Annotated in this window: 6 protein-coding genes; 1 reads left to right on the top strand and 5 read right to left on the bottom strand. The window is 61.1% G+C overall.

Annotated features, from left to right (window positions below; genetic code table 11):
* Both hflX and hfq read right to left on the bottom strand, forming a co-directional pair.
* Window positions 1–1,236 (bottom strand): GTPase HflX (gene hflX / locus VMU57_RS08240; RefSeq protein ID WP_325382313.1); only part of this gene is annotated, 1,236 nt, incomplete at its 3' end.
* 74 nt (window positions 1,237–1,310) lie between these two features.
* Window positions 1,311–1,646 carry an RNA chaperone Hfq gene (gene hfq, locus VMU57_RS08235; protein ID WP_325382311.1) on the bottom strand — a complete coding sequence of 112 codons (336 nt, stop codon included), beginning with the start codon at window positions 1,644–1,646 and terminating at the stop codon, window positions 1,311–1,313.
* Between the two features lie 258 nt (window positions 1,647–1,904).
* Between hfq and VMU57_RS08230 the strand changes: the two genes are divergently transcribed.
* Window positions 1,905–3,071, top strand: a complete 1,167-nt coding sequence (locus VMU57_RS08230) for a DegT/DnrJ/EryC1/StrS family aminotransferase (RefSeq protein ID WP_325382309.1) — start codon at window positions 1,905–1,907, stop codon at window positions 3,069–3,071.
* Between the two features lie 43 nt (window positions 3,072–3,114).
* On the opposite strand, the gene VMU57_RS08225 is transcribed toward VMU57_RS08230, so the two are convergent.
* From VMU57_RS08225 to VMU57_RS08215, 3 genes are all read right to left on the bottom strand, one after another.
* Window positions 3,115–3,753 carry an MgtC/SapB family protein gene (locus VMU57_RS08225; protein ID WP_325382307.1) on the bottom strand — a complete coding sequence of 213 codons (639 nt, stop codon included), beginning with the start codon at window positions 3,751–3,753 and terminating at the stop codon, window positions 3,115–3,117.
* 69 nt (window positions 3,754–3,822) lie between these two features.
* The gene (locus tag VMU57_RS08220) at window positions 3,823–4,908 is read right to left on the bottom strand and encodes an SH3 domain-containing protein (RefSeq protein ID WP_325382305.1); all 1,086 of its coding nucleotides are present in this window, start codon (window positions 4,906–4,908) and stop codon (window positions 3,823–3,825) included.
* 249 nt (window positions 4,909–5,157) lie between these two features.
* Window positions 5,158–5,441: hypothetical protein (locus VMU57_RS08215; RefSeq protein WP_325382303.1), on the bottom strand; the 284-nt coding region annotated here is incomplete at its 5' end.

Here is a 5,441-nt window from a genome sequence, read left to right as displayed (position 1 = left end):
CAGGCGGAATTTTGCGCGAATCAACGGATCGACGACCAGAGCGTCGTCGATGGCTGCCAACAGCTCGTCCAGACCCAGCTTCTTCAATCCCGAAACTGGAAGACCGTTGGTCAGATGGCCGCGTTCCTCTTCCGGCAACAGGTCGACCTTGTTCAGCACCTCGATAATCGGCTTTTTTGTCACCTCGAGCTCGCCCAGCACCTTTTCCACCTGCGCCTTTTGCTCGTCCATCATGGGGCTGGAGGCGTCGCGGACGTGCAAAAGAATCTCTGCGCGCTCTACCTCTTCGAGCGTGGCGCGAAAGCTGGTCACCAGCGTATGCGGCAGGTTGCGGATAAATCCCACCGTGTCCGAAAGCAGGATTTTGCGCCGCGAGGGAAGCTGCAACTGCCGCAGCTTGGGGTCCAGCGTGGCGAACATCCGCGACGATTCCAGCACGCCCGCCTCGGTCAGCGCGTTGAACAGCGTGCTCTTTCCAGCGTTCGTGTAGCCGACCAGGGCTACCACCGGCACGGGCACTGCCTCGCGGCGCTGTCGCTGCTGGCGACGAATCCGCCGCACCGATTCGAGCTGCTCCTTCACATGGTCGATACGCAGGTTGATCTTGCGGCGATCGGTCTCCAACTGGGTCTCGCCCGGGCCGCGCGTACCGATGCCGCCGCCAAGCTGCGACATCGCCTTGCCCCGGCCAGCAAGCCGCGGAAGCTGGTACTCCAACTGCGCAAGCTCGACCTGCAACTGCCCTTCCCGGGTGCGTGCATGACGCGCGAAGATATCCAGGATCAGCTGCGTCCTGTCGATGACGCGGCAGGGTAGCCTGGCCTCGAGATTTCGAAGCTGCGATGGCGTTAGATCGTGGTCGAAGAGCACAAGGTCGGCACCGGTCGACGCGAGAACGCCCTCAATCTCCTCCAGTTTGCCCTGCCCCACCAGTGTGGCCGGATCGGGCCGTGCGCGCCGCTGCACCAGCGTCGCTGCCACCTCGGCGCCGGCGCTGCGGGCGAGCTCTTCAAACTCGGCGAGGGAAGCATCGAAGTCGAGACCGGCGGCGCTCACAGGAGCGGCTGCGATCACGTCCGTTTCATGGGTCTCTGATTGCGCCGACACGGCAGCAGCTTTGCGGGCGAGCCTGGCGGCAGAGGTGAGCTTACGGCGCTCGCCCGTGAACTCCACCGCAACCAGGATGGCGCGTTCGGCGTTTTGACCCGAGCCGTGGGAGCTGCGCGCGGCAATCATCGCAGCCTCCTGCACGGCAACGAGACTACGCCGCGCAGGCTTGGCTGCGACCGCCTTCTGTCTACTGGTTTTGATCAACGACTAACGGCACCCTGCGTTCCGGTCGCTTCCGAGGAAGGAGCGCTGGCAGCAGGAGACGGATGAGGGATGCTCGTCCGTGACTCTGGCCTGCTGTCGGACCGCAGTTCCAGATGGGCTCCGGCTCTTCCACTCACGACCGTGGAAATGGCGTGCTTGAAGATCAACTGTTCCTGGCTGTTGTTCTCCAACAGCACCGAATACTTATCGAACGACCGTATCTTGCCGGTCAGCTTGACGCCGCTTACCAGATAGATCGTAATAGGGCTCTTGTCTTTCCGAACCGTGTTGAGAAATGTGTCCTGAATGTTCTGTGCCGGCTTTGAATCCATGAGGCCGATCTCCTTTAGCTTTGAGCTAATTTTTGTTCCAGTAAAAAGTCCGCCATACCGCATTTACTTCAGCAAAAAACCCAACCTTCAAAGCAGCCGGGACTGAAGCCAAGATTGTCAAACAATACGACCATCTGCTGCAATTATCAACCTGCGCCGCCTGAACGCTTTTAACTATACTCAGACTGCGATGAGTTTATTAGACGCAGCAAATGGCCAAAGGGACGCCTGCCCCACGCACACTTTCTGCGATATACCATGGCAGAGGTGACTCATAACTCCCAACCTGTCCCGATGCTAGACTTCTCCCGCCAGTTTTCCGGGATCCGTCAGGAAGTCATGGCTGCTATCGAAAGCGTCTGCGATTCGCAGCAGTTTGTCCTTGGCCCGCAGGTTACGAGCTTCGAGCGGGCTGCCGCGGCAGCCTGCGCGGCACCCTACGCCATCGGCTGCGCCAGCGGCACGGACGCGCTTTGGCTGGCCATGGGCGCCGCCGGAATCGGTCCCGGCGATGCCGTCATCACCAGCCCGTTCAGCTTCTTCGCCACGGTCAGCTCCATCCTGCGTTGCGGTGCGCAACCGCTTCTCGCCGATATCGATCCCCTGACCTTCAATCTCTCGGCCGATGCGGTGGAAGAGGTGCTGCTGCACTCTCACGCGGGCACGACGGTCAAGGCTGTCCTTCCCGTTCACCTCTACGGCCAGTGCGCCGACTGGGACGCCTTCAGCTCCCTGAAACAGCGCCACAACCTGTTGCTGATCGAGGATGCCGCGCAGGCCTTCGGAGCGTCCTGGAACGGTACGCCTGCGGGAGCGTTGGGTGACCTCGCCGCGTTCAGCTTCTATCCCACCAAAAACCTCAGCGCCTTTGGCGATGCTGGTCTGCTGACGACGCTCTCAGCCGAGTACGACGAGCGCGCACGCATGATGCGGGCACACGGCATGCGTCGCCGCTACTTCCACGACGAGGTCGGCTGGAACTCGCGACTGGACACGCTGCAGGCCGCTGTGCTCGAAGTGAAACTGCGTTATCTGCCGGAGTGGAACCAGCAACGCCGCGACCGCGCCGCCCGTTACGATCAACTGCTTCGCAAGGCTGGCCTTGCTGCCGCCAACACCAACGAAGGCATCGTTCTGCCCATCACCGATCCCCGTGCCACGCCTGTCTTTCACCAGTACGTCATTCGAGCGCCACGACGCGATGCGATGCGCGAATACCTCGCAGACCGCCAGATCGGCAGCGAGATCTATTACCCGTTGCCGCTGCACCTGCAGACCAGCCTCTCCGGCCTCGGCTATCAACGCGGCGACTTCCCGGTCAGCGAAGCCGCCGCCGCCGAAGTGCTTGCTCTGCCGATCTATCCCGAGTTGCGCGAAGACGAACAGCAGACAGTCGTGGAAGCCATCGCTGCCTTTTACGCGTAGCGCCTGCGCCACGCCTATTCGATCTTCGCGCTCTCCACGCCCTCTAACTGCACGACTGCCTGCATGGCATTTTGCAAAACCACTGCCCCGCTTTGAATGAACGTAATCTGAACCCATCTTTGTTGCCGCCGTCCCTTGTCTCCACGCTGAGCGAGGCAACATCGAGATTGATCTGCCGCAGTGCCGCCAGTAGATTCTCGATCGTGACGACATTCGAATCGTAGAGCAGGCTGATCGTCTGTTTACGCCAGCGCGTGTCCAGCCGCCGTTCCAACGGACGCAATACCAGAAGCAGCGCAAGCGCGGTGCCGAGGATGGCCGCGCGATACATACCGCAGCCGACGGCGATTCCAAGCGCCGCCACCGACCAGATGCTGGCCGCAGTCGTCAGTCCGCGAACCAAATCCCCGTGCGCGATGATCGTTCCCGCTCCCAGAAAGCCAATGCCGGTAACAATCTGCGCCGCGATACGCGACGGGTCCAGGGCTACCCCCGGGGTGCCCAGGATATCCGCAAAGCCAAAGGCAGAGGCAATCATCAGCAGGCAGGACGACATCCCCACCAGGGCATGCGTGCGCAGACCGGCAGCGCTTCGGCGGCGTTCTCGATCAAGGCCGACCAGACCTGCCAGCACAGTGGCCGTAACCAGCCGCAAGGCAATCTCATGCGGAGGAAGAGTCATCGTGCGCTCCCATTTCATTTCACGGAAAATCGTACAGCCACTTATATCACCGGCGCGGCGCGACAGGTTTTACCGTCTTCGCCGGCTTCTCACGGCCTTCTTTACCTTCTTTGCCTTCTTCTCGACCGGCACGGGATGGGCCTCGTCCGGAGCTGTGGTATCAGGCGGCAGAACCCTTCGCACCAGGTTTCCTTCCAGCCGATAAGTCTTTAAAACCGTCTTGCCCGGCACAATCGCTCCTGTGACCGGATCGGGCACCACCGGCGGAGCGTCTCCGGCCGACACACGGTAGCTGTAAGTCGGAGCCACCGTCATCGACGCCGGGGCCTTGCCGTAGGGGTCGCTCGCCATCGTCACCTGCAACGGAAGATAGCCCTCGATGTTCTTGTCCCGGTACGCGGTCTCGTAGCGGTGCTTCTTCACATTCCAAATGAAGACGCGCACCTGGTTGAAGTCATAGGGCAACCCAGCCGTATAGGGACTGGTCACCGTCACATACTCGGGAATGTTCTTGTCATCCTGCGGAGCCTCGGGGTCGTACACCTTGGTCAGAACGTAGGCACCCACGATCCGCTGCCCTTCGGAGTACCGAACCAGCGTGTCGGGAGCGTCCACATCCATCAACCGGCTATAGACCCAACCGGCCTCGCCTTTGGAGTCGCGCACGAGCCACCAGTCGTCCATCGCCGGAGGTGCTGGCGCCGCGGCCTCGACGGCCTTGCCGTTCACCGCCACCGGAGCAACCGCTCGCAGGCCCGGAGGGACCGGCTTGGGAAGCGTGGCACGCCGCAGCAGCTTCAACTTCTCGCCCTCGCCCAGCCGAAGGAAATGCTGCGTCTCGCGACCGGGAGCGATGTGCATATAAACGTCATCGCGCACCACGCCGGTTGCTACCACAGGGTCCTTTTCATGCTCCTTGGTCAGCGCGGCAAACTGGTCGAAGATATCCTGCGTTGCAACCATCTTCTCGTTGATCCAGCCCTGCGCTCCCTGGTCGGTCTGAACCTTAAAGAAGCGCCGACCATGATCGAGCACCAGCAGCCGGTCGCCATTTTCCACGTCCGCGGTCCGGTTCGATACCGCCGCCACGCGGTCGCGCAGATAAGTCTTCTTCGCCAGGACGTACACATACTCGCGCTTCGGTTTGGGACGCAACCGCGAGCAACCGGGGATAGCGGGCAGCAGGCACACCGACAAGAGCGCACAGGCTGCAAGCCGAATTAAATTTCGTCTGGAAACAGATCGACAGGGAACGGATTGGCAGAAAGAAGAAAGAATGGCCCTGAAACTCCAGCAAAACTCAGAAACTTCTCTATCCATACTACTGGCCGATGCGTTGAAGCCACGCACTGTTGTTCATCGATTCAGCGCATTCGGACAAGCGAACACGATGAGTTACTGCCATCAGTGCGTCAGCGCAACCGCAATCGCCCCGGTCGGCGCCGTCCCAGTGGCCGTGCTGGTCGCAAGATCAAGCTTGCCCGGAGTAGTCGCATCGAAGCTATACATCGACAGATCAGGATTGCCTCCATTGGCCGCTGCCAGCAGATAATCTCCGCTGCTGTCGGTGCCCAGCGATGTCACCAGCAGCCCGCTCGTGTAAGGCGATCCGCCCAGTGCCGCCAGCGAGCCTCCGGTGCCGATGGAATAGCCGTAAATTGTGCCGTTGGCCCGGTTCGCTGCATAGA

Origin of the sequence: Edaphobacter sp. (assembly GCF_035532915.1) — a bacterium.
Lineage (GTDB): Bacteria > Acidobacteriota > Terriglobia > Terriglobales > Acidobacteriaceae > Edaphobacter.
The sequence above is the reverse complement of the archived record's forward strand: the minus strand, read 5'-3'. Positions and strand labels throughout refer to the sequence as shown.